This is a genomic window from Streptococcus danieliae (genome assembly GCF_025447695.1).
GTDB lineage: Bacteria > Bacillota > Bacilli > Lactobacillales > Streptococcaceae > Streptococcus > Streptococcus danieliae.
This window is the reverse complement of sequence record NZ_JAOBSU010000177.1, coordinates 1-1642: the sequence shown is the minus strand read 5'-3', so window position 1 is coordinate 1642 and position 1642 is coordinate 1. Positions and strand designations below refer to the sequence as shown.

The 1642-nt window shown below is 42.1% G+C and carries 2 protein-coding genes and 1 tRNA gene; all 3 read left to right on the top strand.

Annotated features, from left to right (window positions below):
• The first annotated feature begins 155 nt into the window (after positions 1 to 155).
• The 3 genes from N4310_RS08385 to N4310_RS08375 all read left to right on the top strand — a co-directional run bounded on the left by N4310_RS08385 (position 156) and on the right by N4310_RS08375 (position 1418).
• Entirely contained in the window at positions 156 to 527 is a 372-nt protein-coding gene (locus tag N4310_RS08385; RefSeq protein WP_262092817.1) for a GHKL domain-containing protein, read from the top strand.
• Positions 524 to 1285: a response regulator transcription factor gene (locus N4310_RS08380; RefSeq protein ID WP_262092816.1), complete on the top strand. Its 762-nt coding sequence runs from the start codon at positions 524 to 526 to the stop codon at positions 1283 to 1285. Before N4310_RS08385 ends, N4310_RS08380 begins: the two co-directional genes overlap by 4 nt.
• A 61-nt stretch (positions 1286 to 1346) precedes the next feature.
• Positions 1347 to 1418: transfer RNA gene (locus tag N4310_RS08375), tRNA-Glu, on the top strand.
• Positions 1419 to 1642: the final 224 nt, after the last annotated feature.

Sequence of the window (1642 nt, the reverse complement as noted above, 5' to 3'; positions counted from 1 at the left end):
TTGCTGGAAATTAGAGGACAAGAGTCCCTTCTTTTTTTATATGACGGAATACTTCTGGTTTTTAGAGGTGCCCTTATTTTGATTTGTGCCTGTTGGAGGATAAGACCATCCGGAGTTTAATCTTTCACTATCTGGGGCAGGCTCAGGAAAAAGGATTGGAATTTTCTCTGGAAATTCGCGAAAAGGTCCCAGCCCTGAATGTAAACCAGCTGGCCTTGGTTCGCTTGCTGACCATTTTACTGACCAATGCAGTTGAAGCAGCTCAAGCATCTGCAGAGAAGGAGATTGCGCTAGCGATTTTTCCAACGGAACACGGGGTAGAGTTGATTTTGGAAAATAGCCGACCAGCTGGTGACTTGGATATTCAAAAAATCTACCAATCTGATTGGTCGACCAAGGGGCCTAGTCGAGGAACCGGTCTCTTTACGGTAAAGCGGATTCTCAATCATGAGGAATCTATGTTATTGACTACGGACTTTGAGGACCATCGCTTTACCCAACACCTAACGATAAGGAGTCACCCATGAAAGTACTGATTTTAGAAGACCAGCTTCACCATCAAATTCGTTTGGAAGGAGCTTTGCAGGAATTAGGGGAAGAATTGCAGCAGAAGCTAGAAATTCGAACCACGGGGAAACTAGAGGAATTTATGGATTACCACGCGCAGGCGGAAGTTCATCAACTCTATTTTCTGGACATTGAGATTCAGAATCGGGAGCGAACGGGATTGGAACTGGCACGTGAAATTAGGAAAGACAACCCCTTTGCGATCATTGTGTTTACCAGTTCCCATTCTGAATTTGCTCTTTTAACCTTCCGTTATCAGGTGGCTGCTCTGGATTTTATTCCCAAGGATTTGGCAGATGATCTATTTCGTATCAGGTTACGAGACGTGTTAGAATATAGCCGTTCGCATTTTGTAGATGTGGATACCCAGGCAGATTATTTTGATTTTTGTACCAAAGGCGAACGCCTACAAATCCCTTTTCAGGATATTTTCTACATTGAAACGGCACCCAACTCCCACAAACTACGAATGGTCGGAAAAAATTTTATCAAGGAATTTCCAGGAACCCTACAAGAATTAAGTGATTTAAAGGACTCCAAAGGACGAGACCGGTTTTTCCGCCCTCACAAGTCCTATCTAGCCAATATTCAAAATATCCGAGGCTGGGATCGACGAAATAGGATGGTGTTATTTCTGGAACAGGTGAGCTGTCCCTTGTCCCGTTTACGGTTTGCAGCCATGAAAGAGTTATTAGCTGAAAAAAATGAAATTTTTTGAAAAAAAGACTTGCATTCTCAAATCTGAACTGCTATAATTATTCTTGTCCTTGAGATGAGATGGTCCGTTGGTCAAGGGGTTAAGACACCGCCTTTTCACGGCGGTAACACGGGTTCGAATCCCGTACGGACTATAGTTGAGTCGGAGTTCCTCCGGCTCTTTTTTTATGTCTAGAAGCCATAATCAAAAACCACACTGCGATAACTCCATCTTGATTCATTTTAAGATTGGGAATTGTAGTGTGGTTTTTAGTTAAGTCTAGTTTTGTCAAGTATCTCTTTTTTAGAATCATTCCCGTTGCTTATTCTTTTTGAAAATAATGTCAGGATTCTGACTCCTCATCATCAATTTCATAAA

Excerpts from the sequence above, each read along its gene's own strand:
- N4310_RS08380 (WP_262092816.1), top strand. The coding sequence starts at position 524 with ATGAAAGTACTGATTTTAGAAGACCAGCTTCACCATCAAATTCGTTTG.